A 1,475-nucleotide genomic window follows, 5' to 3' on the forward strand; every position below is an offset into this window, starting at 1 on the left:
CCGTCGATACCGGCCTGCCGTCGGTCGGCTTCAACACCCTCAGCGGCGACAACGTGCTGAACGCGGTGGAGAAAGGCCAGGACCTGAGCGTCAGCGGCACCAGCGCCAACCTGGCAGAAGGCACCGTGGTCACCGTGACCCTGAACGGCAAGCAGTACACCGCCACCACGGCGGCGGACGGCAACTGGAGCCTGACGGTTCCGGCGGCAGATCTGGCTGGTCTCGGTCAGGCCAACTACACCCTGAGCGCGACGGCGACCAACGGCGTGGGCAACAGCGTCAGCAACACCGCAAACCTGCTGGTGGATACTGCGCTGCCGACCGTCACCATCAACACCGTGGCGGGCGATAACGTTATTAACGCGGCGGAAGTGGCGGCCGGGCAAACCCTGAGCGGTACCGTGGCGAATGCCGAAGCGGGTAACACCGTGACCATCACCCTTGGCGGCAATACCTACACCGCGACGGTACAGAACGATCTGAGCTGGTCCGTAAACGTACCGTCTGACGTGCTGACCGGGCTGGGCAACGGCAGCCTGAGCGTGACGGCGACCGTGACCAACGGCCACGGCAACACCGGTTCCGGCGAACGCGAAATCGTTATAGACGCTAACCTGCCGGGCCTGCGCGTCGATACCGTCGCGGGCGACGACGTGGTCAACAGCATCGAACATGCGCAAAACCTGATCGTCACCGGATCCAGCGACGGACTGGCGGCGGGCACGGCGCTGACCGTCACCGTTAACGGCAAAGATTATGCGGCTACGGTGCTGGCGGACGGCACCTGGAGCGCGGCGATCCCGTCTGCCGACGTGAGCGCGTGGCCGGAAGGCAGCGTGAAAATCAGCGTCACCGGCGACAGCGCGGCGGGTAACACGATTAGCATCAGCCACGACGTGACGGTGGATCTGGCGACCGTTGCCATCAGCATCAACGCCATCGCCACCGACGACGTGATCAATGCGGCGGAGAAAGGGGCAGATCTGGTGCTGTCCGGTGCGACCACTAACGTGGAAGCCGGGCAGACCGTGACCATCAGCCTGAACGGCAAGATCTACACCACTACCGTTGATGACAGCGGTAACTGGACGTATACCATACCGTCCGCGGATCTGGCACACCTTAAGGACGGCGACGCCAGCGTGCAGGTGAGCGTCACTAACGTGAACGGCAACAGCGCCTCGGCGGGCCGCGAGTACAGCGTGGACGCCACCGCGCCGTCCGTGACCATCAACACGATCGCGGGTGACGACATTCTCAATGCGGCCGAAGCGAAGAGTGACCTGACCGTGTCCGGCACCAGCACCGCCGAAGCGGGCCAGACGGTCACCGTGTCGCTGAATGGTAAAGACTACACCGCAACCGTCAGCGCGGACGGGAGCTGGACGCTGAACGTTCCGGCGGCGGATGTTGCGGCGCTCGGCGACGGCAGCGTGACCGTGACCGCGTCCGTGAGCGACAAAGCGGGTAACCCT

Annotated in this window: 1 protein-coding gene; it reads left to right on the forward strand. The window is 64.5% G+C overall.

Features of this window, described 5'->3' with window-relative positions; translation table 11 throughout:
- A partial coding sequence (locus L383_RS17175) for an Ig-like domain-containing protein (RefSeq protein WP_032628952.1) occupies positions 1 to 1,475 on the forward strand: 1,475 nt, incomplete at both ends.

This window comes from Enterobacter sp. MGH 37, from assembly GCF_000534515.1.
Classification (GTDB): Bacteria; Pseudomonadota; Gammaproteobacteria; order Enterobacterales; family Enterobacteriaceae; genus Enterobacter; species Enterobacter kobei.